Annotated in this window: 24 protein-coding genes; 13 read left to right on the top strand and 11 right to left on the bottom strand. The window is 70.4% G+C overall.

Translation table 11 applies throughout. The features are described from left to right. The first annotated feature begins 187 nt into the window (after positions 1-187). Positions 188-3,886, top strand: a complete 3,699-nt coding sequence (locus AB4078_RS08425; RefSeq protein ID WP_441976732.1) for a multifunctional oxoglutarate decarboxylase/oxoglutarate dehydrogenase thiamine pyrophosphate-binding subunit/dihydrolipoyllysine-residue succinyltransferase subunit — start codon at positions 188-190, stop codon at positions 3,884-3,886. Between the two features lie 9 nt (positions 3,887-3,895). Here AB4078_RS08425 and AB4078_RS08420 read toward each other — a convergent pair whose 3' ends face one another. From AB4078_RS08420 to AB4078_RS08405, 4 genes are read right to left on the bottom strand one after another with little or no spacing between them, the layout of a single operon-like run. After that, positions 3,896-5,236, bottom strand: coding sequence for an APC family permease (locus tag AB4078_RS08420; RefSeq protein ID WP_441976731.1), 1,341 nt, complete (start codon positions 5,234-5,236; stop codon positions 3,896-3,898). Positions 5,237-5,265: 29 nt separating this feature from the next. Further along, positions 5,266-6,573 (bottom strand): GNAT family N-acetyltransferase, encoded by a 1,308-nt coding sequence (locus AB4078_RS08415; RefSeq protein ID WP_441976730.1) that lies wholly within the window; start codon positions 6,571-6,573, stop codon positions 5,266-5,268. A gap of 58 nt (positions 6,574-6,631) precedes the next feature. Next, positions 6,632-6,877: a mycothiol system anti-sigma-R factor gene (rsrA, locus tag AB4078_RS08410; protein ID WP_440722333.1), complete on the bottom strand. Its 246-nt coding sequence runs from the start codon at positions 6,875-6,877 to the stop codon at positions 6,632-6,634. Further along, positions 6,874-7,548 carry a sigma-70 family RNA polymerase sigma factor gene (locus tag AB4078_RS08405; RefSeq protein WP_440732282.1) on the bottom strand — a complete coding sequence of 225 codons (675 nt, stop codon included), beginning with the start codon at positions 7,546-7,548 and terminating at the stop codon, positions 6,874-6,876. Before AB4078_RS08405 ends, rsrA begins: the two co-directional genes overlap by 4 nt. A gap of 62 nt (positions 7,549-7,610) precedes the next feature. Here AB4078_RS08405 and aroA point away from each other — a divergent pair, with 62 nt between their 5' ends. Genes aroA through bcp form a run of 3 tightly spaced genes read left to right on the top strand, consistent with a single transcriptional unit; the run spans position 7,611 to position 10,526 of the window. After that, on the top strand, positions 7,611-8,948 hold the full coding sequence (gene aroA, locus AB4078_RS08400; RefSeq protein WP_441976729.1) for a 3-phosphoshikimate 1-carboxyvinyltransferase: 1,338 nt from the start codon (positions 7,611-7,613) through the stop codon (positions 8,946-8,948). After that, positions 8,945-10,012: a ribosome small subunit-dependent GTPase A gene (gene rsgA / locus AB4078_RS08395; protein ID WP_441976728.1), complete on the top strand. Its 1,068-nt coding sequence runs from the start codon at positions 8,945-8,947 to the stop codon at positions 10,010-10,012. Before aroA ends, rsgA begins: the two co-directional genes overlap by 4 nt. A 37-nt stretch (positions 10,013-10,049) precedes the next feature. Beyond that, positions 10,050-10,526, top strand: a complete 477-nt coding sequence (gene bcp, locus AB4078_RS08390) for a thioredoxin-dependent thiol peroxidase (protein WP_441976727.1) — start codon at positions 10,050-10,052, stop codon at positions 10,524-10,526. 4 nt (positions 10,527-10,530) lie between these two features. Here the strand turns inward: bcp and AB4078_RS08385 are convergent, their stop codons facing one another. Then, positions 10,531-10,941, bottom strand: coding sequence for a hypothetical protein (locus tag AB4078_RS08385; RefSeq protein ID WP_440732286.1), 411 nt, complete (start codon positions 10,939-10,941; stop codon positions 10,531-10,533). 250 nt (positions 10,942-11,191) lie between these two features. Between AB4078_RS08385 and AB4078_RS08380 the strand changes: the two genes are divergently transcribed. Next, positions 11,192-11,440, top strand: a complete 249-nt coding sequence (locus tag AB4078_RS08380; RefSeq protein WP_045249333.1) for a WhiB family transcriptional regulator — start codon at positions 11,192-11,194, stop codon at positions 11,438-11,440. A gap of 59 nt (positions 11,441-11,499) precedes the next feature. Here AB4078_RS08380 and AB4078_RS08375 read toward each other — a convergent pair whose 3' ends face one another. Together AB4078_RS08375 and AB4078_RS08370 are read right to left on the bottom strand one after the other, a co-directional pair. Beyond that, a complete protein-coding gene (locus AB4078_RS08375) occupies positions 11,500-12,990 on the bottom strand; it encodes a sensor histidine kinase (RefSeq protein ID WP_440732287.1) in 1,491 nt (496 codons plus the stop codon). Positions 12,991-13,052: 62 nt separating this feature from the next. Continuing rightward, positions 13,053-13,436, bottom strand: a complete 384-nt coding sequence (locus AB4078_RS08370) for an Rv3235 family protein (protein WP_374107815.1) — start codon at positions 13,434-13,436, stop codon at positions 13,053-13,055. 136 nt (positions 13,437-13,572) lie between these two features. Between AB4078_RS08370 and AB4078_RS08365 the strand changes: the two genes are divergently transcribed. After that, a complete protein-coding gene (locus tag AB4078_RS08365; RefSeq protein ID WP_440732288.1) occupies positions 13,573-14,169 on the top strand; it encodes a hypothetical protein in 597 nt (198 codons plus the stop codon). Between the two features lie 57 nt (positions 14,170-14,226). Here the strand turns inward: AB4078_RS08365 and AB4078_RS08360 are convergent, their stop codons facing one another. Next, entirely contained in the window at positions 14,227-14,505 is a 279-nt protein-coding gene (locus AB4078_RS08360; RefSeq protein WP_440732289.1) for a helix-turn-helix domain-containing protein, read from the bottom strand. Positions 14,506-14,602: 97 nt separating this feature from the next. On the opposite strand from AB4078_RS08360, the gene AB4078_RS08355 reads away from it, so the two are divergent. Beyond that, positions 14,603-15,220, top strand: a complete 618-nt coding sequence (locus tag AB4078_RS08355; protein ID WP_441976726.1) for an SAF domain-containing protein — start codon at positions 14,603-14,605, stop codon at positions 15,218-15,220. Continuing rightward, positions 15,217-16,473, top strand: coding sequence for an AAA family ATPase (locus tag AB4078_RS08350; protein WP_441976725.1), 1,257 nt, complete (start codon positions 15,217-15,219; stop codon positions 16,471-16,473). Before AB4078_RS08355 ends, AB4078_RS08350 begins: the two co-directional genes overlap by 4 nt. A 24-nt stretch (positions 16,474-16,497) precedes the next feature. On the opposite strand, the gene AB4078_RS08345 is transcribed toward AB4078_RS08350, so the two are convergent. Genes AB4078_RS08345 through AB4078_RS08335 form a run of 3 tightly spaced genes read right to left on the bottom strand, consistent with a single transcriptional unit; the run spans position 16,498 to position 19,441 of the window. Next, complete coding sequence (locus AB4078_RS08345; RefSeq protein ID WP_440732292.1) at positions 16,498-17,721, bottom strand: pyridoxal phosphate-dependent aminotransferase; 1,224 nt, start codon at positions 17,719-17,721, stop codon at positions 16,498-16,500. Between the two features lie 35 nt (positions 17,722-17,756). Further along, positions 17,757-18,443: a GntR family transcriptional regulator gene (locus AB4078_RS08340; RefSeq protein WP_441976724.1), complete on the bottom strand. Its 687-nt coding sequence runs from the start codon at positions 18,441-18,443 to the stop codon at positions 17,757-17,759. Positions 18,444-18,496: 53 nt separating this feature from the next. Then, positions 18,497-19,441 carry a carbamate kinase gene (locus tag AB4078_RS08335; protein WP_440732294.1) on the bottom strand — a complete coding sequence of 315 codons (945 nt, stop codon included), beginning with the start codon at positions 19,439-19,441 and terminating at the stop codon, positions 18,497-18,499. Positions 19,442-19,591: 150 nt separating this feature from the next. Here AB4078_RS08335 and AB4078_RS08330 point away from each other — a divergent pair, with 150 nt between their 5' ends. The 5 genes from AB4078_RS08330 to AB4078_RS08310 are packed head-to-tail and all read left to right on the top strand — an operon-like array spanning position 19,592 to position 25,545. Continuing rightward, positions 19,592-20,590 carry a DUF2877 domain-containing protein gene (locus AB4078_RS08330; RefSeq protein WP_441976723.1) on the top strand — a complete coding sequence of 333 codons (999 nt, stop codon included), beginning with the start codon at positions 19,592-19,594 and terminating at the stop codon, positions 20,588-20,590. Continuing rightward, a complete protein-coding gene (locus AB4078_RS08325; RefSeq protein ID WP_441976722.1) occupies positions 20,590-21,897 on the top strand; it encodes a purine-cytosine permease family protein in 1,308 nt (435 codons plus the stop codon). Before AB4078_RS08330 ends, AB4078_RS08325 begins: the two co-directional genes overlap by 1 nt. After that, positions 21,894-22,556, top strand: a complete 663-nt coding sequence (locus AB4078_RS08320; RefSeq protein WP_440732297.1) for an ankyrin repeat domain-containing protein — start codon at positions 21,894-21,896, stop codon at positions 22,554-22,556. Before AB4078_RS08325 ends, AB4078_RS08320 begins: the two co-directional genes overlap by 4 nt. 20 nt (positions 22,557-22,576) lie before the next feature. Then, positions 22,577-24,124: an acyl-CoA synthetase FdrA gene (fdrA, locus tag AB4078_RS08315; RefSeq protein ID WP_441976721.1), complete on the top strand. Its 1,548-nt coding sequence runs from the start codon at positions 22,577-22,579 to the stop codon at positions 24,122-24,124. Further along, on the top strand, positions 24,124-25,545 hold the full coding sequence (locus AB4078_RS08310) for a DUF1116 domain-containing protein (protein WP_441976720.1): 1,422 nt from the start codon (positions 24,124-24,126) through the stop codon (positions 25,543-25,545). Before fdrA ends, AB4078_RS08310 begins: the two co-directional genes overlap by 1 nt. Positions 25,546-25,584 lie beyond the last annotated feature (39 nt).

The following is a 25,584-nucleotide window of genomic DNA, read 5'->3' as shown; positions in this document are numbered from 1 at the left end:
CGCGTCCTTCCGAACCCGCCGTCGCGACCCCGGGCGACCCGCGTGCGGAAGGTCTCGCCGCGCCCTGCGATCCAGGCCCGCACCGGGGCTGTGACACGTTAGGCTTGACACCCGGATGAGTGGCCATACCCGGAGACCACCGGGGACGGATCCCACCAGATTCAGCGATGAAAGAGGGCGATCGAGCGTGTCGAGCCAGGTGACCGGCGTCGGGACTTCTGGAGATGGAGAGTTCGGGGCCAATTCCTGGCTCGTCGACGAGCTGTACGAACAGTTCAAAGTCGACCGCAACTCCGTCGACAAGGAGTGGTGGCCGGTCCTCGAGAACTACCGCCCCTCCGAGCCTGCGACGACTCCCGCCGCCTCCGCTGCGGCCACGCCGTCGGCTACTCCCGCCACCGCCCCGGACACGCATCCCGTGACCGCTCCGGTCCCCGTGATCGGCCAGCAGCCGGTGGCGCGCACCACGACGAAGCCGGCACGCCAGGCCCCGATCCCCGCTCAGGCGCAGGATCGCGCCACCGCGGAGCCCGGCGCCGAGCAGCACGAGGACGTCGTCACGCCGCTGCGCGGCATGCCGAAGACCCTCGCCGCGAACATGGACGAGTCGCTCACCGTCCCCACGGCGACGAGCGTGCGCACCGTCCCGGCGAAGCTGATGATCGACAACCGCATCGTCATCAACAACCACATGTCCCGCACCCGCGGCGGCAAGGTCTCCTTCACGCATCTCATCGGCTGGGCGCTGATCCAGGCGCTGAAGGAGTTCCCGAGCCAGAACGTCTTCTACGCCGAGGTCGACGGCAAGCCCAGCGTCGTCGCCCCCGCGCACGTGAACCTCGGCATCGCGATCGACATCCCCAAGCCCGACGGCACCCGCGCCCTGCTCGTGCCGAGCATCAAGCGTGCCGAGTCGCTCACGTTCAGCGAGTACCTCTCCGCGTACGAGGACCTCATCGGCCGCGCGCGCGGGAACAAGCTCACCGCCGCGGACTTCCAGGGCACCACGCTGTCCCTGACGAACCCGGGCGGCATCGGCACCGTGCACTCCGTGCCGCGCCTGATGAAGGGCCAGGGCTGCATCATCGGCGCCGGCGCCCTCGAGTACCCGGCCGAGTTCCAGGGCTCCAGCCAGAAGACGCTGGACGTGCTCGGCATCGGCAAGACGATCACGCTCACCTCGACCTATGACCACCGGGTCATCCAGGGCGCGGGCTCGGGCGAGTTCCTGAAGAAGGTGCACGAGCTGCTGATCGGCGAGCGCGGCTTCTACGAGGGCATCTTCCGTGCCCTCCGGATCCCGTACGCCCCGATCCACTGGAACAAGGACATCGCGGTCGACCTCGCCGAGCGCATCGACAAGACCGCCCGCGTGCAGGAGCTGATCAACTCCTACCGCGTGCGCGGCCACCTCATGGCCGACATCGACCCGCTCGAGTACGTGCAGCGCACACACCCCGACCTCGAGATCGAGACCCACGGACTGACGTTCTGGGATCTGGACCGCGAGTTCGTCACGAACGGCTTCGGTGGTCACCGTCAGCTGAAGCTGCGCGAGATCCTCGGTGTGCTCCGCGACTCCTACTGCCGCACGATCGGCATCGAGTACATGCACATCCAGGATCCGGAGCAGCGCCGCTGGTTCCAGGACAAGGTCGAGGTCAAGTACGTCAAGCCCGGCCACGACGAGCAGCTGCGCGTGCTCAGCAAGCTCAACGAGGCCGAGGCCTTCGAGACCTTCCTGCAGACCAAGTACGTGGGCCAGAAGCGCTTCTCGCTCGAAGGCGCGGAATCGCTCGTGCCGCTGCTGGATGAGATCCTGCAGGGCGCCGCCGGTGCGGGACTCGACGGCGCCGCGATCGGCATGGCGCACCGCGGCCGCCTGAATGTGCTCGCGAACATCGCCGGCAAGACCTACGGGCAGGTGTTCCGCGAGTTCGAGGGATCCACCCTTCCGGGCAACCAGCGCGGATCCGGCGACGTCAAGTACCACCTCGGCAAGGAGGGCACCTTCGTCGCCGACGACGGCGCCGAGCTGCCGATCCTCCTCGCCGCGAACCCCTCGCACCTGGAGACCGTGGACGGCGTGCTCGAGGGCATCGCGCGCGCCAAGCAGGACCGCAAGCCGATCGGCACGTTCACCTGGCTGCCGATCCTGGTGCACGGCGACGCCGCCTTCGCGGGCCAGGGCGTCGTCGTGGAGACCCTGCAGATGTCGCAGCTGCGCGGCTACCGCACCGGCGGCACCGTGCACGTGGTCGTGAACAACCAGGTCGGCTTCACCACGCTGCCCAACGACTCGCGCACTTCGGTGTACGCGACCGACGTCGCGAAGACCATCCAGGCGCCGGTCCTGCACGTGAACGGCGACGACCCCGAAGCCGTCGTGCACGTCGCGCAGCTCGCTTTCGAGTATCGCGAGCGGTTCCACCGCGACATCGTGATCGACCTGGTGTGCTACCGCCGCCGCGGCCACAACGAGGGCGACGACCCGTCGATGACGCAGCCGCTGATGACCGACCTGATCCAGGCGAAGCGCTCGGTGCGCAGCCTCTACACCGACGCTCTCGTCGGTCGTGGCGACATCACCCAGGAGGAGTACGACCAGGCCAAGGCCGACTTCCAGAACCGCCTCGAGATCGCCTTCGCGGAGACGCACGCGGCGGAGACCGGCGCCACGCCGATCGCCCCCGACCTCCCGCCCGTCGACGAGCAGATCGGGACCCCCGAGGTCACCGGCGTTCCGCTCGAGGTCGTGCACCTGATCGGCGACGCGCACGCGAACAAGCCCGAGGGCTTCACCGTGCACCCGAAGCTGCAGCAGGCCATGGACAAGCGCGTCGACATGAGCCGCAACGGCGCGATCGACTGGGGCTTCGGCGAGCTGCTCGCCTTCGGTTCGCTGCTCGTCGAGGGCACACCCGTCCGTCTGGCCGGCCAGGACTCGCGCCGCGGCACGTTCGTGTCGCGTCACGCCGTCCTGCACGACCGGGAGAACGGCCAGGAGTGGCTGCCGCTGGCGAACCTGTCCGATAACCAGGCCCGGTTCTTCGTCTACGACTCGCTGCTCAGCGAATACGCCGCGCTCGGCTTCGAGTACGGCTATTCGGTGGAACGCCCCGAGGCGCTGGTGCTGTGGGAGGCGCAGTTCGGCGACTTCGTGAACGGCGCGCAGTCGGTCATCGACGAGTACATCTCCGCTGCCGAGCAGAAGTGGGGCCAGCAGTCGAGCGTCGTGCTGCTGCTGCCGCATGGCTACGAGGGGCAGGGACCGGATCACTCCTCCGGGCGGATCGAGCGGTTCCTGCAGCTGTGCGCGCAGGACAACATGACCGTGGCGCGCCCGTCCACGCCGGCGAGCTACTTCCATCTGCTGCGCCGTCAGGCGTACGCGAAGCCGCGCCGGCCGCTCATCGTGTTCACGCCGAAGGCGATGCTGCGTCTGCGCGGCGCGACCAGCCCGGTCGAGGACTTCACCCGCGGCAAGTTCGAAGCCGTGATCGATGACACCCGGCAGCTCGACCGCACGGCCGTCAAGCGCGTGATCTTCCACTCCGGCAAGGTGCACTGGGACCTGGTCGCCGAGCTCGAGAAGAACCCGAACCCGGAGATCGCTCTGGTGCGCGTCGAACAGCTCTACCCCGTGCCGCTGCGCGCGCTCAAGGCCGTCGCCGACACCTACCCCAACGCCGAGATCGTCTGGCTGCAGGAGGAGCCGGAGAACCAGGGCGCCTGGCCGTTCCTCGCGCTGCACTTCCAGACCGTGCCCGGTCCGCGTGTCGTGCGCCCGATCACCCGGCCCGCATCGGCCGCGCCGTCGACCGGATCCTCGAAGGTGCACGCCGCGGAGCAGGCCGACCTGCTCTCGCGGGCGCTGACCCTCTGAGCCGACTCCTCAGCGGATCGACGCGGTGTCCCGGTTCTCCGGGGCACCGCGTCGTCGTTCGCGGACGCTCCGGACGGCGGTCACGGCGAGCGCGATGACAGCGACCGCGGCGGGCACGACGAGCGCGACCCCTGCGAGCAGCAGCAGCCCGATCGTGCAGACCGAGGCGATCACCGCCATCCACCAGCCGGGCGTGCGCCGCGGCAGGATCCGGATCGCCGCGATCATGCCGATCGTGTAGACGGCGACCATGCTCGCGGTGTGGATGAGGATGAACGGCGCCAGCGCGAACCCCGTCGCCCACGACACCGCGAAGTAGGCCAGCACGAGCGCCATCGACAGCAGCAGCGCGCGGCGCGGCACCTCGCCCGACTCCGCGCCCTTCGCGAACCAGCGGGGCAGGTCGCCGTTGCCGGCGAGCGATGCCCCGAGCTTGCCGAACGCGGCGAGGTAGACGTTGAGCACGCCGAGCGCGACCACCGCCGAGACCACGCCGATGAGCGTGGGTGCCGCGCGCACGCCGCCCGCCTCGGCGAGATCGAGCAGGACGACATCGCCGCGCCCGGCCCGCTCCCCCAGGGCGCCGACGGTCACGACCTGCAGCGCGAGATAGCAGCCGCCCGCGAGCACGAGCGTGATCGCCGTGGCCAGCGGGATGGTGCGCCGCGGCCGGGCGAACTCGCCGGAGATGTGGGTGCCCACCTCCCAGCCGGCGAAGGCCCACACGAACATCACGATCGCGGTACCCACGCCGCCCCATCCGTGCGGCAGGAACGGCGTGAAGCTCTCCGGGCGCATGGCGGGCGCCGCCACGGCGACCACCACGACGACGATCGCGAGCAGCAGGCCGGTCAGCACCAGCTGCAGCCAGCCGGTCAGCCGCACCCCGAACAGGTTGGCGACGAACGGCACCACGAGGAACCCGAGAGCGAGCCAGGGCACACCCGCGCTGTCGATCCCAACCGCGGTCGCGATGTAGCGGGCGCCGAGCACCGACACGACGGGCCCTCCCGCCGCGACGCCGAACAGGAACCAGTACCCGGTGGCCCGCGCCGCGGTGGGGCCGAGAGCCCGACGCGCGTAGCTGGCCACGCCGCCCGGATCCGGGTGACGCGCGGCGAGCGCCGCGAACGCGCCCGCGAGCGGCACCGCCAGGAGCGTGATCACCCCGACCGCGATGAGGCTGGCGGGGCCCGCCGTCTTCGCCGCGAGCCCGGGGAGCACCAGCAGGCCGGTGCCGAGCACCGAGGCGAGGTACAGCGCGATGCCCTGGGCCAGCCCGAGCCCGGACGGCGCGACGATGCCGAGGTCTGCGCCGTCGGCGCCCTCTGCGGGACGGAGTGCGGTCATCCCCTCACGGTAGCGAGGGGGTCGGACATTCAGTACCAGATGCTCAGCGCGGGCGCCGCGGCGGTGCCGAAGGCGTCCTGGATCGCGACCGCGGTCTCCGCCGCGGCCGAGATCCGGCCGGCGGCGCGCAGCGTCGTCGCGCTCACGCCACCGAGGTACAGCGATGACAGCATGTCCACGCCGAGCTCGACGTCGGGAGCATCCGCCGTGGCGTCGACGATGCCCCTCCCGTCCTGACCGACCCGCAGACGCCAGGTTCCTTCGGCGAGGCCGAGCGGATCGGACACCCGCAGGACGAGATCCAGGGGCGCACGGTACGTGCGCGCGGCGAGCACGGCGGGGACATCCAGGATCCGCAGCCAGCCGTGGTCGTGCACGGTGACCTGAACGGCGCGCTGGTTCGCGACGAGCCACGGCAGCGGATCGTCGACGGGCCGCAGGTCCGCGCGCAGGGTGCGGATCAGATCGTGGTTGACGGCGAACGCCCAGAGCGCGCGCAGCGCTTCCGGCGTCTCCGCGTCGAGGTGACGGATCGCGAGGTCGGCGCCGAACTCCTCGGCGAGTTCGTCGAGCGTGTAGGCGAGCACACCTCGTGTGACGCCGTCGGCATCGGCCGCCCTGACGCCCCGCACGGCGCGGGAGCGCTCGTCGCCCGGCACCAGGCCCGCCATGCGACGCCAGCGCAGCGACCATCCGGGGATGTCGCCGGACCGGTCCAGGCGAGTCCGCTCGTGCACCTCGCCGAGCGCCGTCCGCAGCGCTTCCGGCTCGATGTACTCCACGGTGGTCGCGTCCCCCACGGCAGGCCATGAGATGCCGCCGGCACGTCGGGCATCGACCTGCAGATGGGAGACGGGGATCGCCGGACCGAAGCCGTAGCGTCCGTAGATCGTCGCCTCCGTCGCGGTGAGCCCTGCGATCGGCACTCCGGCCGCGGCCGCAGCGCGCAGCTCGCCCTCCAGCAGGTTGCGCGCGATCCCCCGACGGCGGTGCGTCGCCGCGACGGTGACGGCGCTGATCGCCCACATGTCGATGTGCGAACCGGCGTCGCCGGGCACGGTCATCGGAGTCACCCAGGAGTCGACGGTCGCGACCGGAAGCTCGCCGCCCGGCGCGTACACGCCGATGTTGCGCCGCTCGGACATCATCTCGCCCATGAGGCGGATGGTCTCGTCGTCGGGCTCCTTGTCGAGGAATCCTCGCGCGTCGGCCCGGGCGAATCCGCGCTGCTGCGCCGGATCCGACATGTCGACGATGCGGTAGTCGAGACCTGAAGCGCTCAGGCGCTCCTTCGAGCGCGGGTCGACGGGAACGTCACGGGCGTCGAGAGCTGCCATGCCTCCACCCTAGCCAGGGCGGTGGACACCGGGCGCGCGACGAGTGGACCGCGAGTGGTCAGTGCACCGCCGCCTGGACGGCGCGCAGCCGCGCGAGCACCTGGTCGCGCAGCTCCTCGGGAGCCGTCTCCTTGCACGCCCGGGAGACGACCTCGGTCAGCGTGGTCGCGACGAGGGCCTCCTCTGCGCAGGACGGGCAGTTCTCGAGATGCTCGCGGATGTCCGAGTGCTCCGTCTTGCACATCTCATTGCGGAGGTATTCCTCCAGGTCCTGCCGCGCCTTGGCGCATCCGCAGTCCGTCATTTCGTGCTCCTCGTGCCGGCCGTGGCGATGCCTCGCTCCGCGGCGTAATCCGCCAACAGCTCCCGCAGCATGCGACGCCCGCGGTGCAGGCGGCTCATCACGGTGCCGATGGGGGTCTTCATGATGTCGGCGATCTCCTGGTAGGCGAAGCCCTCGACGTCGGCGAGGTACACCGCCAGCCTGAAGTCCTCCGGGACCGCCTGCAGCGCCTCCTTGACGATCGACGCGGGCATCCGGTCGATCGCCTCGGCTTCGGCCGAGCGGCTGTGCGACGCCGTGGTCGACTCGGCGCCGCCGAGCTGCCAGTCCTCGAGCTCGTCGATCGTGCCCTGATAGGGCTCGCGCTGGCGCTTGCGGTAGATGTTGATGTAGGTGTTCGTCAGGATCCGGTACAGCCACGCCTTCAGGTTCGTGCCCTGCGTGAAGCTCGACCACGAGGCGAACGCCTTCACGAACGTCTCCTGGACCAGGTCCGCGGCGTCGGACGGGTTGCGCGTCATGCGCATGGCGGCGGCGTACAGCTGATCCATGAAGGGGATCGCCTGCTCCTCGAATTCCCGGCGCGCGGAGGAGTCCGCGTCCGGCTGCGCGTCCAGCGGTGCGTGATCGTTCATCGCCAGCCAGTTTAGGCCGAGAACGTCGACCTCCACCGGTTCGAGCGTCGCGAGCATGCGCACTGCCTTCCTTGTTTCTCGCCCTCCGCTGCCGGAGGCCTTCAGTAGGGTAGGAACCGATGAGCGCCTCCCTGTATTCCCCTGCCCCGCGCGGACGCTGGTCCGCGCCGGTCGCCGCCGACTCCCTGAGTGCGCGGCTGCGCGTGCCGGGATCCAAATCGCTCACCAACCGCGAACTCGTGCTGGCCGCGATCGCCGACGCCCCGGGAATCGTCTCGGCCCCGCTGCATTCGGACGACTCCGCGCGCATGATCGACGCCCTGCGCGCCCTCGGCGTCGGGGTCGAGGAACAGTTCGGCACCGGGGAGTTCGGCCCCGACCTGCGGATCACCCCCGCCCCGCTCACCGGCGGCACCACCGTCGACTGCGGCCAGGCCGGCACGGTGATGCGGTTCATCGCGCCACTCGCGGGACTCGCTCGCGGCGACGTGCTGCTGACTGCACACGAGACGGCGCTGCACCGTCCCATGGGCGCCATGATCCACGCTCTGCGCGATCTCGGCGTCGACATCGAGGACAACGGCAGCTGGTCTCTGCCCTTCACGATCCGTGGCCGCGGGCACATCCGCGGCGGCCGCGTGGAGATCGACGCCTCTGCATCGAGCCAGTTCGTGTCGGGCCTGCTGCTCGCGGCGCCGCGCTTCGATGTCGGTCTGCATCTGGTGCACACCGGCGAGCGGCTGCCGAGCATGCCGCACATCGACATGACCGTGGAGACGCTGACGCGCCGCGGGATCAAGGTCACCCGACCCGGCCCCGGCGAATGGATGGTGGAGGGCGGCGTCCCGCGCTCCCGGGAGATCGCCATCGAACCGGACCTGTCCAACGCCGCCCCGTTCCTCGCGGCGGCGCTCGTCGCCGGCGGCGAGGTCGCGGTCGAGGGCTGGCCGACGCGCTCCACGCAGCCCGGCGCGCTGCTGCCCGATCTGCTGGAGCGCCTCGGCGCTGACGTGCATCGCGCAGACGGCGTGCTCATCGTGCGCGGCACCGGTCGCATCCGCGGCGGCGAGTTCGACCTGTCGGCAGCGGGAGAGCTCGCGCCGACGTTCGTAGGTCTCGCCGCCCTGGCGGACGAGCCCACCACGATCACCGGCATCGGCCACATCCGTCTGCACGAGACCGACCGGATCGCTGCGCTCGCAGGCAATCTGCGGGCATTGGGCGGTGAAGCCGTGGAGCTCGAGGACGGCATCCACATCATCCCCGCGACATTGCGGGGAGGCACCTGGCCGGCACACCACGATCACCGCATGGCGACCACGGGCGCTCTCATCGGTCTGCGCGTGCCCGGCGTCGAGATCGACGAGATCGGCACCACGGCGAAGACTCTGCCCGAGTTCACCCAGCTGTGGGAGCGCATGCTGTCCGTCGACGCCCCGGGGAGCGCACCCGCGTGAGCTGGCTGGAGGACGACGGCGACGACGAGCTCGACGACTTCGACGAGTCCCAGATCCGGATGCGCCCGAATCCGAAGGCGAACCGTCCGCGCACCAAGCGCCGCCCCGCGCACAACGATGCCGAGATCGGGCGCGTCCTGGGCGTGGATCGGGGGCGGTACGCCGTGCTGATCGGCGAGGGCACCGATGACGAGCACACCATCACCACCACGCGCGCCAGAGAGCTGCGCCGCACGCCGATCGTCACGGGCGACGCCGCACGCGTGGTCGGCGACGTCTCCGGCGACGAAGGCACCCTCGGCCGGATCGTCGGCATCCTCGAACGCTCCTCTCTGCTGCGCCGCAGCGCCGACGACACCGACCAGGTCGAGCGCGTCATCGTCGCCAACGCCGACCAGATGCTCATCGTCGTCGCTGCGGCGGACCCCGAGCCGCGCGAGCGCCTGGTCGACCGCTACCTGGTGGCAGCCCTCGACGCCGGGATCCGTCCGCTGCTGGTGGTCACCAAGACGGATCTGGCGGATCCGGCCGAGTTCCTGACGCACTTCGAAGGCCTGGATCTAACGGTCTTCACCAGCGCGCAGGGCGAGATGCCGGTCGACGAGATCGGCCGAGCCCTCATCGGTCACTCCACCGTGTTCGTCGGACACTCCGGCGTCGGCAAGTCCACGCTCGTGAACGCCCTCGTGCCGGGAGCCGGGCGGGCCACCGGGCACGTGAACGAGGTCACCGGGCGCGGCAGGCACACGTCCTCGTCGACGGTGTCACTGCGCTATGTTGCTCCGCCCCTCGCCCCCGGCTCCGACGGCGGGTCCGGCTGGGTGATCGACACGCCGGGCGTGCGCTCCTTCGGGCTGGGGCACGTGGATCCGCAGAACATCCTCGCCGCCTTCACCGAGCTCGCCGTGATCGCGGAGAACTGTCCGCGCGGCTGCACGCACCGCGCCGACGCGGAGGACTGCGCGCTCAACGAGGCCGCTGCGGACGGAGCGCTCGGCGAGGCCGGGCTGGCACGGCTGGAATCGCTGCAGCGGCTGCTCGCGACCTTCGCGGACAAGCTCTGAGCGGATCCGCTCCCCGGGGTGCGGGTAGCCTGGACGGGTGACCGCACAGCGCCTCGAACCCGGATCCCCCGCCCCCGACTTCACTCTGCAGGACCAGGACGGTGCATCCGTCTCCCTGCACGACCTGCGCGGCCGGAACGTCATCCTGTACTTCTACCCGGCGGCGATGACCCCGGGCTGCACGGCCGAGGCGTGCGACTTCCGCGACAGCCTCGCCTCGCTGCAGGGCGCGGGCTACACGGTGCTGGGAGTCTCCCGCGACGACGTGTCCAAGCTCAAGCAGTTCGCCGAGCGCGACGGGCTCTCCTTCCCGCTGCTCAGCGACGCCGACCTCGCCGTGCATCGCGCGTACGGGGTGTGGGGCGAGAAGAAGAACTACGGCAAGGTGATCCAGGGCGTGATCCGCTCGACCTTCGTCATCGATGAGGACGGCGTGATCGCGCACGCGCTCTACAACGTCAAGGCCACCGGCCACGTCGCTCGCATCCGCAAGCTCGTGGGCCTCGCCGCGTAACGCTTCAGTCGTCCTGCTGTTCGGCATCGGCACGCCGACGGGCTTCCAGCCCCGCGCGCCGGGTCAGCAGGAACAGCAGAACCGCGCCGATCACGCCCGGGGTCAGCAGTGCGAGCACGAACACGACCGGGAACGGCCGTGCCGTGAGCGCGCTCAGGGCGACGGCGATCGCAAGGATCTGCGCCACCATTCCTCCGCTGCGCCCGAACGAGCGTCCGCGCAGCACGGCCAGGGCAAGAGCGGCGAGCCCCACCGCACCGACCGCGCTGAGCCCGATCAGTCCCAGGGCAGAGGGCAGCGAGGTGGCGGCGCCGGAGCTCAGACCGAACACCTCCCCGAGGGTGACCACGAGCAGTGCCACCGCTTCGAGGGCGAGCACGGCCGCCGCCGCGATGGTCAGTCTCGACGGGCGCATAAGGGGCTCCTGGATGGTGTCGGGTCGTCGGCGTTCGCTCACGGTTCGGCTCCCGTTCACACGGAGTGCAGAAAATCCTTGATCGCTCGCCTTTCATGTAAGAGAATAGATGACAGCCATGTGCTCCCACAGCGGCGTGGGGCGAGCATCCGCTCGCATCACCGATGGGCGTCGACCCCCGAACGCCGCCTACGAATTCCGGGCACGCGAGATTCGCGCGCCCATGACATTTCCACACCGAGGAGCCCCCATGGATTGGCGCGACAAGGCCGCCTGTCTCACCGTCGACCCCGAGCTGTTCTTCCCCGTCGGGAACACCGGTCCGGCCGTCGATCAGATCGAGAAGGCGAAGGCCGTGTGCGCCCGGTGCACCGTCACCGAGGTCTGCCTGCAGTACGCCCTCGAGTCCAGCCAGGACTCGGGCGTGTGGGGCGGACTCAGCGAGGATGAGCGCCGCGCTCTCAAGCGCCGCGCCGCTCGCGCCCGCCGCGCCGGCTGACGCGCGCTCTCAGGCGCCGCGCCGCCCGCGCGGGCTGACCCGCGCCCGGCGCATCCGGCTCAGCCGTTCACCCAGCGCATCGGAAGGTCGATCGTGACCACGGTGCCCTCGCCGTCCGAACCCTCCCAGACGATCGTGCCACCGAGCTCGCCCTGGATGAGGGTGCGGATGATCTGCGTGCCCAGGCCCTGACCGATCCGCCCCTCGGGCAGACCGTGTCCGGTGTCGCTGACGATCACACGCAGGTTCTCGTCGGTGCGCTGCGCCTCGATGGTGACCAGGCCCTCCTGGCCCGCGAGTCCGTGCTCCACGGCGTTGGTGACGACCTCGGTGAGCGCGAGGGCGAGGGGCGTCGCATACTCGCTCGGCAGCACGCCGAACCGCCCCGTCGACTGGGTGCGCGCCCGGGTGTTGGGCGCCGAGGCGACCTCCGCCACGAGCTTCAGCACGCGCGCGAACACCTCGTCGAAGTCGACTTTCTGCGCCAGTCCCCCGGCGAGCGTGTCGTGCACCACGGCGATCGACTCGACACGTCGCATCGCCTGCGTCAGCGCGTCGCGCGCCTCCTCGGAGTGCGTACGACGGGCCTGGATCCGCAGCAGGGATGCGACCGTCTGCAGGTTGTTCTTCACCCGGTGGTGGATCTCGCGGATCGTCGCGTCCTTGGTGATGAGCTCCTGCTCCTGGTGACGCAGCTCCGACACGTCGCGGCACAGCACGATGGCGCCGATCCGGGTGCCGTGGTCCTTGAGCGGGATGGCTCGCAGGGAGACGGTGACGCCGCGCGCTTCCACGTCCGTGCGCCACGGAGCGCGCCCGGTGACCACGACCGGCAGCGATTCATCGACCTGCCGCGAAGGGGGCACGATCCGCGTCGTGACCTCGACCAGCGACTCCCCCTCGAGCTCCTCGTCGAAGCCCATCCGGTTGAACGCGCTCAGGGCGTTCGGGCTGGCGAACGTGACGACGCCGTCGACATCGATGCGGATGAGACCGTCCGAGGCGCGCGGAGCGCCGCGGCGTGGCGACGTGGGCGCGGAAGGGTCGGGGAACTCCCCGCCGGCGATCATGCCGAACAGGTCGTCCGCGGCCTCGTTGAACGTGATCTGCTGCCGGGAGGGCGTGCGCGCCTCACCGAGGTTCGTGTGCCGGGTGAGCACGCCGATCGGCTGCCGGTGTCCGCCATCGTCGCCGTTCTTGCGGGCGCGCACGATCGGCACCGCCCTGACCCTGGTCGGCGTCTCCTCGAACCAGTCAGGGTTCGCCGAGTCGACGATCCCGGCCGTGTCGAACGCGCCCTGCACCTGGGTGCGCCACTGCGGTCGCACCCGCTCCCCCACGATGTCGCGGTAGAACAGGGTCGCCGCGCCGCTCGGCCGGGTGTGCGCGACCGCGATGAAGGATCCGTCGGCCGTCGCGATCCAGATCACGATGTCCGCGGAAGCCAGATCCGCCAGCAACTGCCCGTCGCCGGCCAGGCGATGCAGCCATTCGATGTCCTCGTCGGCGAGGCAGCCCTGGGCCTGGGCGAGATCACTGAGTGTCGACACCCTGACAGCCTAGGGCGTATCCCCGGCCCGCACGCGCGGGGCGGAGGGCGGCGGAGCCGGGCTCAGAGCACGGCGAGCGAGGTGGCTCTCCAACGCCGGTCCAACCCCTCCATACGCACCGCCACAGCCCTGGTCCGGCCGGGGGTCTGCACGATCAGGGTGGCCTCGACGATGCCGTCCGCCGGCGATGACACGTGGGTGGAGAGGACCCGGAAGACGGGCCTGGCCGGTGCGACACCGCGCGCGCTGCGAGCTCGCGCAGACAGGTTCGCGCGGGCCGTGAGCACGAGGAAGGCATCCTCGCTGAGCCAGCGCGCGAGCTGATCCGCTTCGCGCACCCCGGCCAGCACCTCGAGGACGCCGCGCGTGAGGCTCTGCAGCAGCGGAGCCGGATCCGGCAGTTCTGCGGTCGGCGTGGGCTGCGGTGCGAAATCCTCGAGCGTCATCATCGGTGTTCTCCCCCTCGAGATTCGGATGGCGTGACTGGCATTCGAGCACATTCGCAGGCGCCGTGGGCCGTCTTCGCCGAGGAATGTGGATAACCCGTATATCGCCTCCGCCGCTTCCCGTAGCCTCGACGGCATGGAATGGGATCGGCTGTTCGAAGACCTCGAGGATCAGATCGCCTCGGGCTGGGAGGCGGAGCGCGCCGCCCTGGACGCCGAGACCGAGCGGCTGCGCATCGCGCGGCTCGACCTGCGCACGCGCCTGGGCGTACTCGTCGACGAGGGCGGTGCTGTCGCCGCCGTGCTCACCGATTCGACCCGGGTGCGCGGCCGACTGCGCGCGGTCGGCGCCGACTGGGCGGCTGTGCAACCGCAGGACGCGCCCGGTCTCGTGCTGCTGCCCGCGCACGCCGTGGAGCTGTGGGCGCTCGATCACGGCGCGCTGCTGAGCAGCGGCGCCACCGCCGAGCCGCTCTCGCCGCTGCGCGAGCGGATGACGTTCGGCTTCGTGGTCCGGGACCTCGCCCGGCGCCGCAGCGGGGTGACCCTGCGCACCCGCTCCGGCACGGTGCTGGCGGGCACGATCGACCGGGCCGGGTCCGATCATCTGGATCTCGCGCTGCATGATGCCGGCTCTCCGCGACGCGCGAGGGCGGTCACGGGATTCCGCATCGTTCCGTTCGCGTCGGTGCTCTCCATCGGCACGGATGCGCCCGCGCCCGGCCTCGGTTGACGGCAGGCTCGCAACCGCCGCCGGCGAGGCGGGATCAGGACCCGGACGAGGGCCGGTTCACTCCCCGAGGCGGACCGGAGGGCCCCACAGCTCGGGGAAGCTCGCCGCGTTCGCCTGCCGCCACAGCGCCCTGCGCCGCGCGTCCTCCGCCTGCTCCGCCAGGTACTCGGTGATCGAGCCCTCCTCCACCCGCCAGGCGGCCGGAGCACCGAGCCGCGCGCCGCGCAGCCTGCCCTGCATGATGAGCTCGACGACCTCATCGACGTGCACGCCGAGGAGCTCGGCCACCTGGGCCGGGGCGAGATAGCGCACTGCAGGCGTGGATGCGTCGGGCATGCACCCATTGTGCTCCGCGTCAGGGCGTGCGCGGCGACCGGCGGAGCGCTGTGGATAACTTTCCCGGCACGGATCCGGATTCTGTGACCATGAGCACATGAGCACCGCACGAGCCGCCCGCCGGCCCTGGACCGATCTGCGCTTCTTCATCGGCCTCGCCTTGATCGTCGTCTCCGTCGCCGGAGTCTGGCTGATCGTGGGCGCAGCGAAGCAGACCAGTCCCGCACTGCAGGCCGTGCGCACGATCGTGCCAGGCGAGCCGCTCACCTCCGCCGACGTGCGCGTCGTCGACGTCGTACTCGGCACGGTGGGATCCGGCTACCTCACCCCTGGCACCCTCGAGCCCGGCCTGATCGCGACGCGCACGATCGCGGAGGGCGAGCTGGTGCCCTCGACGGCCGCGGCCGACGCCGACCAGGGGCGCACCACCTCGGTCGTGGTCCGCAGCACGGTGCCGGTTCCCGCCTCGATCATCAAGGGCTCCGTGGTCGAGTTGTGGGCGGCCGAGCCTCTCGAAGACAGCAAGGGTTTCGGTGAGCCGCGAGTGCTGCTGTCCGAGGCCACCGTGGCCTCCGTCGACCGCGATGACGGCCCGCTGTCCGCCAAGGCCACCACGCTCGAGCTCGTCGTGAGCCGGGCGAAGGTCGGAGAGGTGCTCACGGCGCTGACCGACGGATCCTCGCTGTCGGTGGTGCCGATCGGCGCACGGTCATGACCGGCATCGTCCTGGCCCTGCCGCCGGAGCGCGCCGAGACGCTCGCCGAGGAGCTGGGGCTCGCGGGCATCACGGTGATCGCGCGGATGACACCGGAGCAGGCGGCCAGGCTGGTCGCACACGCCGAGGAGCTCCGTGATGCCGAAGCGCTGCTGATCCCCGCGGAGCGGGCCTGGCTGAGCGCTGCGCTGCGTGGCGCCTGCGACCGCGCCGGCGTGCGGATCCTGACCCTGGGCGACGGTCCGGCCGCCGTTCGACTCACCCACCGGCACGGACTGGGCACGCCCCTGCCCGCGTCTTCGAGCGGATGGGACGTCGCCGACGCATTGCAGGCCGACGACGCGGGCGCCGGCCGGGACGAGATCGGTGCGGAGGAGCTCGACACGGCGGCCGCGCCGAATCGGCTGATCGCCGTGTGGGGCCCGCACGGCGCTCCGGGGCGCAGCACCCTGGCCGTGCAGCTCGCGGCCCTCCTCGCCGCCCCGGACCGCGGGGTCGCCCTCGTCGACGCCGACACGCACGCGCCGGCGCTCGCCCTCATGCTGGGCCTCACCGACGACGGCCCCGGTATCGCCGCGGCCTGCCGCCGCGCCGAACTCGGGCTGCTCGACGGCGCCGAACTGAGCCGTCTGTCCAGCCCCGTGGAATCGTCCGGCGGCATCGTCGACGTACTGGTCGGGATCAACCGTCCCACGCGCTGGCCCGAGCTGTCCGCGACCCGCCTGCAGGCCGCGCTCGATGCGTGCCGCACCTGGAGCGCGGTGACGGTGGTCGACGTCGCGGCCTCGCTCGAGGCTGACGAGGAGATCATCAGCGACCTGGGCGGACCGCGCCGCAATGCCGCGACGCTCACCGCGCTGCGCAGCGCCGACCGCATCGTGGCGGTGGCCGCCGCCGATCCGCTCGGGATCGCGCGGTTCGTGCGGGGCTATGCGGAGCTGCGCGCTGAGATCGGGGACGTGCCCGTCACCGTCGCCGTGAACAAGGTGCGACCCGGGCCTCTCGGCATCGACGCGCGCGGACAGATCCGGCGTGCCCTGGACCGCTTCTCGGGCATTCGCGACGTGCATTTCCTGCCGTACGACCAGCGTGCGCTGGATGCCGCCGCCCTGCACGCGCGGCCGGTGCCGGACGTGTCGGGGCGCTCGGCGTTCACGACCGCCGCACGAGCCCTCGCCGCGACGCTGCTGCGCGACGAGCAGAGCCCCGCGACGCGGCGCGCGCGGCGGCGCGGGGCTGCGGCGGCGGTCTGATCGACGCTCCGCCGGATGTGGCGCCTACTGCCGGTAGCTCGCCAGGAAGTTGCCGAGGCGCTCGATGGCTTCGGTGATCACCCGCGGCTCGGGCAGCGTCACCACGCGCAGGTGGTCCGGTGTCGGCCAGTTGAAGCCCGTGCCTTGCACGAGCAGGATCCGCTCCGCGACCAGCAGGTCGTAGATGAGCTTCGCGTCGTCGTGGATCTCGTGCACGTTCGGATCCAGCTTCGGGAACGCGTACAGGGCCCCCGTGGGCTTCACGCAGCTGACACCCGGGATCGCGGAGAGCCCCTCCCAGGCGGCGTCGCGCTGCAGATGCAGGCGACCGCTCGGGGCGATCAGCGACTCGATCGACTGCACTCCCCCGAGAGCGGCCTGCACCGCGTGCTGCGCCGGCACGTTCGGGCAGAGCCGGGTCGATGCGAGCAGCGTGATCCCCTCGATGAAGCCCTTCGCGTGCTGCTGCGGGCCGGTGATGACGAGCCACCCCGACCGGTATCCGGCCACGCGGTACGTCTTGGAGAGGCCGTTGAAGGTCAGGCAGAGCAGGTCAGGAGCGAGGGTCGCCGTGGAGATGTGCTGCGCGTCGTCGAAGAGGATCCGGTCGTAGATCTCGTCCGAGAGCAGCAGCAGGTCGTTCTCCCTGGCCACCTGCACGATGCCCTGCAGCACCTCTCGCGAGTACACCGCGCCCGTGGGGTTGTTCGGGTTGATGATGACGATGGCCTTGGTGCGCGGGGTGACCTTGGAGCGGAGATCCTCGAGATCCGGGTTCCAGCCGTTCTCCTCGTCGCACAGGTAGTGCACCGGGGTCCCGCCGGCGAGGCTGGTCATCGCGGTCCACAGGGGGTAGTCCGGGGCGGGGATGAGCACTTCGTCGCCCTCATCGAGCAGCGCCTGCATGGTCATCGTGATGAGCTCGGAGACGCCGTTGCCTAGGTAGACGTCCTCGGGGTCCACGAGAGGGAATCCGTCGACCTGCTCATAGCGGCTGACCACGGCACGGCGGGCGGAGACGATGCCCTTGCTCTCGCTGTAGCCGTGCGCACTGGGCAGGGTCGCGAGCATGTCGCGGACGATCTGCTGCGGCGCCTCGAACCCGAAGACCGCGGGGTTGCCCGTGTTCAGCTTGAGCACCGAGTGACCTGCCGCTTCCAGCCGCGCCGCCTCGACGAGCGCGTTGCCGCGGATCTCGTACAGGACGTTCTTCAGCTTGGACGACTGGTCGAAGGTTCTCGGTGTCATCGGGCAAGATTACCGTCTGCGCGGGGCCGTCCCGTTCACGCGCGGTGCGATGCCTGCTGGGTGCGGATCGCCCCGGTGCGCACCGCTTCGACGTGCGCGATGCGCTCGCGCCGGCTGCTCTCCAGGTGCGTGGCGGCGAGTTCCGCGGCTCGATCGCCGTCGCGGCGCTCGATCGCTTCGAAGAGTTCGACGTGCTCCCCGCTGATGTACTCCAGGTCGTCGTACTGCGAGAGCGCCCAGCGCAGGCGACTCCCGATCCCCCGCATCATGTCGCTGAGCAGGCGGTTCTCCGCGAGCTCGGTGACGGTCTCGTGGAAGTCTGCCGCCGCCCGGCGCGAGACGATCTCGTCGCCGATCCGGGCGCTGGACTCCTCGCGATCGAGCGCCTGGCGCAGTCGCGCCAGACCGTCGCGCCGATGGCGCTCGGCCGCGAGCCGGAACGCCAGCGGCTCGAGCACGGCGCGGACCTCGTCGAGGTCCGCGAGATCCGCGTCGGTGAACTCGCGCACCACCGCCCAGGTGTGCGGGCGCAGCTCGACGAGCCCTTCGGCGTCGAGCACCTTGAGCGCGTCGCGCACCGGCACCCGGCTCACCCCGAACTCGGCAGCGAGGTCGCGTTCGATCAGGCGGCTGCCCGGGGCGCGAGCGCCGTCGAGGATCGCATCACGCAACCACGACGCGATCTTCGTGGATTCGAGCTGCCGTTCATCCTTGCTGGTCACGGCATCATTCTTCCATCGAGCGGACCGCAATCCGCGACGGCGGGGCGCTCCGATCAGGACTTCGCGGGCTCGACCCAGCGGATGCCCTCCTTGAGCGTGGGCACGATCTCGGTGCCGACGGTGCGGGCGAGCAGATCGTCCAGCCGGTCGAGCGGACCGATCAGGGCGCGCCCTCCGGCACGGGCGACGCGGATCGCGGCATCGATCTTCGGCTGCATCGAGCCCTCGGCGAAAGCCATCGCGGCGACCGCATCCGCCGAGGCCGTGTGGATGTCGCGCTGCTCCGGGGTGCCCCAGTTCTCGCTGACGTAGTCGCCGTCCGTGAGCATGATCAGGGTGTCGGCGCCGATGTCCGCGGCGAGCGCCGCGCTGGCGAGATCCTTGTCGACGACGGCCTGAACACCGATATGACGGCCCTTCGAGTCCTCGCGGACGGGCACGCCGCCACCGCCCACGCAGACGGCGAGGCTGCCGGCCTCGAGCAGGCGGCGGATGAGCGGCGCCTGCACGATGGAGACCGGAACCGGGGACGGTACCACGCGACGGAACGCGTTGCCGTCCTTCGCGATGGTCCAGCGGTACTCGGCTGCAGCCTCTGCGGCGTCGTGCGCGGAGTACTGCGGGCCGATCAGCTTCGTGGGCCGCACGAAGGCGGGGTCGCTCTCGTCGACGACGGTAGTGGTGATCACACCGGCCACCTCGCGCTCGCCACCAAGAGCGTTGGAGAGCTCCTGCTGCACGACGTAGCCGATCATCCCCTGGGTCTCGGCGCCGAGGATGTCCAGGGGGTACGCCGCGACGTCCTGGTACGCGAGGTTCTGCAGAGCGAGCAGACCGACCTGAGGGCCGTTGCCGTGCGTGATCACGACCTCGTTCTCGCGGGCGAAGGGGGCGAGCGCCTCGCACGCCGCTTTGACGTTCGCCCGAAGATATTCGGCCGTCATCGGCTCGCCCCGGCGGGCGAGGGCGTTGCCCCCGAGTGCGACTACGACACGCATCTGGTTTCTCCTCCTGCTGAGGCCGCGGTCGCGACCGGTGCTGACTCGGGAATGGTACTCCATTTCAATCGATGGTATACATTTCCCTGAACACTTGACCATCCTCGGCGGTCGTCGACCAGGCCCCGCGAAGCAGTCGGAGAGAAGACGATGAACCCCGTCGCCACCCCCGTCGCCGTGCGCGCGATCACCTGGGATGCCGCACTTGAGGAGACACTCTCCCGCACCGCCGACCCTGCGCAGATCCGATCCGTGCTGTCCCGCGTCCGGCCGGCGATCGGCGATGGCTCAGAGCCGCGCCATCGGGTGCACTCGGTGCACCGTCGCGCCGTGAATCTGCGCATCGCGGACGAGCTCGTCGCCCTCGTCTCCCCCGACCTGGACGATGCCCCGGCCACCGTCCGCGTACCCGTCGACGACTGGACCGCGCTCCAGGTGCAGCCGGGGGATCCTGTATCGGTCGCTCCCGACGGCTTCCGGATCGAGACGCAGAGCGGCCCGATCGCGGTACTGACGGGCCCCGCCGCCCCCTGGATCCCCTCCGACGTCTGCCTCTGCGCGCTGGCCCCCGCACACCTGCGGCGCGCCGAGGAGATCATCGGACGCACCCCGGCGCCGGCTGCGCAGACCGCATTCGGCCGCGCCGCCGCCGCACTGCTGACCGCTCGCGGCGAGGCTCTGGAAGCGGCGCTGCTCCGGCGGGATCCGGCCGGAATCGCCGATGCGGCGAGGCGGCTGCTCGGGCTCGGCGAAGGCCTCACCCCGTCCGGTGACGACGTCCTCACCGGGCTCGCATTCGTGAGCGCGCAGCGTGGCATGCGGCTGCACGGGGCGCTCCCCTCCCTGACCGCCGCTCTCGACGAGGACGGCGCGGAGCGGACGACGCTGCTCAGCACGGTCACCATCCGCCACGCGCTGCGCGCCCGCGCCCCGCAGAGCCTGCATGCGCTCGTCCGGGCCGTGCGCGACCGCGACGATTCGCGCACCGAGTCCGCGGCCCTGCGCGTCGCGGCCATCGGACACACCTCCGGCACCGACATGCTCAGCGGCGTCCGCCTTGCCCTGCGTACCGAGGCGGCGCTTCGCACCGCCGCCGCACCCGTCCCCGCGACGCCGACGTCCGGGATCGTCCAGAAGGAGCACGTGTGATGACCAAGACCGCACCGGCGGAGAGCAGCACCTCGGAGTTCGAGCACGAACCCGTCCCGCTGAACCATCGCAAGTCGCTCTTCACCGTTTCTGCGGTGTGGTTCGGCTTCCCGATGATCCTCACCAACGCCGTACCCGGCGGCCTCGTGGTCGCGATGCTCGGATTCTGGCCCGGTGTCGGCGCGATCCTCACGGCGAACGCCATCATGTTCGTCTACGTGAGCCTGCTCAGTTGGCGCGCGGGCCGTACCGGCAAGAGCTTCTCGCTGCAGGCGACGGAGACCTTCGGCACCGCCGGATATGCGATCGCCTCGGGCTTCCTCGCCACCGTCGTGGTCGGCTGGTTCGCGTTCAACACCGGCGCGACCGGTGCCAGCCTGGGCGCCGCGTTCGGCTGGAACGAGACCCTGGTCGCGGGGCTCGCCGGACTGGTGTTCATCGCCATCACCTACCTCGGCATCCGTGCGCTGTCCGTGCTCGGATCCATCGCGGCGCCGCTGTTCATCGCGGCGGTGATCATCGCGATCACCATCGCGGCGCAGAACCACGACTTCTCGGCCGTCTTCGGCTACCAGGGCGTCGGCGGCGGGGCGATGTCGTTCGGGGTCGCGGTCACCGCGATCATGGCGACCTTCGCCGACTCCGGCACGATGACCGCCGACTTCACCCGCTGGGCCCGCAACGGCAAGGAAGCGGTGATGGCCACGGTCACCGCGTTCCCGGTCGCGAGCCTGGTCGCCCAGCTCAGCGGCGCCCTGTTCGTCGCCGCCGGCGCGATCGTCGATCCCGCGTCGAACGGCGGCAACTTCGCGCCGATCCTCACCAGCACGCACAATCCGCTGCTCGATGTGTTCCTGCTGGTGTTCGTCGTGATCAACCTCGGTTCGGTCTGTACGCACTGCCTCTACAACGGCGCGCTGGGCTGGTCGCACCTGACCCGCTCGAAGATGCGCGTGCTCACCCTGATCCTCGGCGTCATCGGCACCCTGGTCGCCGTGCTCGGCGCCTGGCACTACTTCGTGAACTGGCTCGTCCTGCTGGGCGTGCTGGTGCCCCCGCTCGGCGCCGTCCTCATCGCCGACCAGATCATCCTCGCCAAGCGCAACGCCGATCGCGCACCGCAGCGGTTCCGCTGGACCGCCCTGGTCGCTTGGGCCATCGGCGCAGGGGCGGCATTGCTCTCGCACTTCTTCGCCCCCGTGCTGAGCGATGCTGTCGTCGGCCTCGTCGTGGGATGCCTCGCCTACCTCGTCCTCGAGCGGTCCCCCCGCTCGCGGACCGCGCCCGCCAAGGAGACGACCCGATGACCGTTTCGGACAGCGCACGCATCTCGAGCAGCACGCGCATCTCGAGCAGCACGCGCATCTCGAACAGCACAGACGAGCGGTATCTCGCCGCGGCGTCCGCCGGCGACCTGGACGGCGTCCGCGCCGCTCTCGCCGACGGCGCGGACAAGGACGCGCAGGACCGCGAGGAGGCGTCGGCGATCCTGCTGGCGGCGCGCGGCGGCCACCTCGACGTCGTGCGCGCGCTCATCGCGGAAGGCGTGGACATCGACGCCCAGGACCAGACCCAGTCCAACCCGTTCCTGTACGGGTGCATCAACGACGACCTCGAGCTCGTGACCGTCATGGTCGAGGCAGGCGCCGACCTCAAGCGGCTCACCCGCATGGGCGGGAATGGTCTCACCCCGTCGGCGGAGAAGGGCCACCTGGAGGTCGTGCGCTACCTGCTGGAGAACACCCGCATCAACGTCAACCTCACCAACAACCTGGGCTGGACCGCTCTGATCGAGACCATCATCCTCGGTGACGGCGGCCCGGTGCGCCGGCAGATCGTCGAGCTGCTGCTCGCGCACGGCGCCAAGCCCGGCATGCCCGACCCGTGGGGAACGTCCCCCGCCGACCTGGCCCGCGAGCGCGGATACGACGAGATCGTCGCCATCCTCGAGCGCGCCCAGGCCTGAGACTCCTCGAAAGGATCCCGATGACCAGGCACATCGAAATCAGGAAGAACACGTACCTCGACTCGGTCTCGCTCATGTCGATGAGCACCAAGGCGAACGCCGTCGACGGCGTGACCCAGGCGCTGCTCGGCATGGCCACACCGATGAACAAGGAGGTGCTGCTCAACGTCGGCGTCCAGGATCCGGCGATCGACGCGGCGAAGCCCAGCGATCTCATGATCGTCGTCGACGCCTCCGACGACACCATCGAGGCGGCGATCGAGGCGGTTGACGACATCCTCGCGCGCAAGAGCAAGGGCGCCGCCGGCGTGGCCGAAGTGCGCTACCGCACCCTGGACGGCGCGTTCACCGAGGTTCCCGACAGCAATCTCGTGCTCATCTCGGTGAACGGCGCGTTCGCGGCCCGCGAGGCGCGCAAGGCGCTGAACGCCGGCAAGCACGTGATGATCTTCTCCGACAACGTGCCGGTCGAAGACGAGCTGGCTCTCAAGACGCTGGCCCATGATAAGGGTCTGCTGGTCATGGGGCCGGACTGCGGCACCGCGATCATCAACGGCACCGGTCTGGCGTTCGCCAACGCCGTCCGTCGCGGATCCATCGGCATCGTCGGCGCGTCCGGGACCGGCAGCCAGGAGCTGAGCGTGCGCATCCATGACTTCGGCGGCGGCGTCTCGCAGCTGATCGGCACCGGCGGACGCGACCTGTCGACCGAGATCGGCGGCATCTCCATGATCGACGGCATCGCGGCTCTCGATGCGGATCCGGAGACCGCGGTGATCGTGGTCGTCTCCAAGCCTCCGGCCGAGGAGGTCGCCGACAGGGTGCTCGCCGCAGCCGGCGCGGCGTCCAAGCCCGTCGTGGTCACCTTCCTGGGCTCGACTCGCACCGAGAGCGGCTACGACAACGTCACGCTCGTCTCCGGCACCAAGCCGACCGCGATCGCGGCGGTCGTCGCGAGCGGGATCGACGAGTCCACGCTCGACACGCACCCGCTGAACCTCCCCCTGATCGAGGAGGTGCGCGCCAAGCTCGCGCCCGAGCAGCAGTACGTGCGCGGCCTGTTCTGCGGCGGCACGCTGTGCGACGAGGCGATGTTCGCGGCCCTCGCGACCTACGACAACGTGTACTCCAACATCCAGAAGGATCCGGCGCGCGTCATCGGCGCGATGGACGCGTCCCGCGAGCACACGTATCTCGACATGGGCGACGACGACTTCACCAACGGCCGTCCGCACCCGATGATCGACCCGACGCTGCGCCTGCAGCGCCTGGTCCAAGAGGCCGACGACCCGACCGTCGGCGTCATCGCGATGGACTTCATCCTCGGATTCGGCTCGCACGAGGATCCGGTGGGCGTGACGATCCCGGCGATCCAGGAGGCCAAGGCCAAGGCCGCCGCGCGCGGACAGCACCTCGAGATCCTCGGCTATGTGCTCGGCACCGACCTGGACACACCGGCCATCGCCGACCAGGTCGCGAAGCTCGAGGCCGCCGGCGTGACGATCGCCTCCTCCTCCACCAACCTCGGGCTGCTGGCCCGCGAATTCGTCGCGAAGGGTGACAACTGATGAGCGTCAACGACCTGTTCGGCTCCGCACTGAAGCCGGTCAACCTCGGCCTCGACATGTTCGCCGAGGACCTCGAAGCGCAGGGCGTCAGCCCCGTGCTCATGGACTGGACCCCGCCGGGCGGCGGCGACCCCGAGGTCATCGCCGCGCTCAGCCGGCTCGAGGACCCCGCGATCGCCGCGCGGATCGATGCGGCGAACGAGGAGGCGCTGAGCCGGACCCTCTCCGCGCAGCCGTTCCTGGAGGGCTTCGGCCAGGCGATCGACGTCGTCCCGGGGATGACGGCGAAGACGATCCTGCACGCCGGTCCGCCGATCGGGTTCACCCGCATGTCCGGCCCCATGAAGGGCGCCGTGACGGGCGCACTGGTCTTCGAGGGACTCGCGAAGGACCTGGACGAGGCGTTCGAGCTCGCCGCCTCCGGCGAGATCACGTTCTCGCCCTGCCATGAGCACCAGTCGGTCGGTTCAATGGCCGGTGTCACGAGCGCGAGCATGTGGGTGCACCAGGTGCGCAACCGCACGCACGGCAACCTCGCCTTCACGAACCTCTCGGAGCAGCTCTCCAAGATCCTGCGCTTCGGCGCCAACGATCAGTCGGTCATCGACCGGCTGAACTGGATGCGCGACGTGTTCGGCCCGGTGCTCTCGGGCGCGATGAAGCTGAACAACGACGGCATCGACCTGCGTCTCATGCTCTCCCAGGCGCTGCACATGGGTGACGAGGCGCACAACCGCAATGTGGCGGGGACCACGCTGCTGATCCAGGCCCTCGCGCCGTACATCCTGGAGACGGACTTCACGACCAGCCAGAAGCGCGAGGTCTTCGACTTCGTCGCCTCGTCGGACTACTTCTCGGGCCCGACCTGGATGGTCACCGCGAAGGCGTCGCTGGATGCGGCGAACGGCATCGAGGACTCGACGGTCGTGACGACGATGGCCCGCAACGGCGTCGACTTCGGCATCCGCGTTTCAGGCACCGGCGGCCAGTGGTTCACCGGCCCCGCGCAGCAGGTCGTCGGCCCGATGTTCGCCGGCTACACTCCGGCGGATTCCGGGCTCGATATGGGCGACTCCGCGATCACCGAGACCTTCGGTATCGGCGGATTCGCGATGGCCGCCGCGCCCGCGATCGTCGCCCTCGTCGGCGGCACGGTCGACGAGGCGATGGGCTACTCGCGCACCATGAACGCGATCACGACCGGCAACAACCCGAACGTGACGATCCCGGCGCTCGACTTCATGGGCGTGCCCACCGGCATCGACGTGCGCAAGGTCATGGAGACCGGCATCCTGCCGATCATCAACACCGCGATCGCGCACAAGGATCCGGGCATCGGCATGATCGGCGCCGGCATCACGCACCCGCCGATCGAGGCGTTCCAGCAGGCGCTCGTGGCCCTCGCCGACCGCATCGCCTGACCTCTGTACGGCACATCTCGTCACCGCGCGGATGGGCGA

Source organism: Microbacterium sp. 2MCAF23 (assembly GCF_052115565.1).
Classification (GTDB): domain Bacteria; phylum Actinomycetota; class Actinomycetes; order Actinomycetales; family Microbacteriaceae; genus Microbacterium.
The sequence above is the reverse complement of the archived record's forward strand: the minus strand, read 5'-3'. Positions and strand labels throughout refer to the sequence as shown.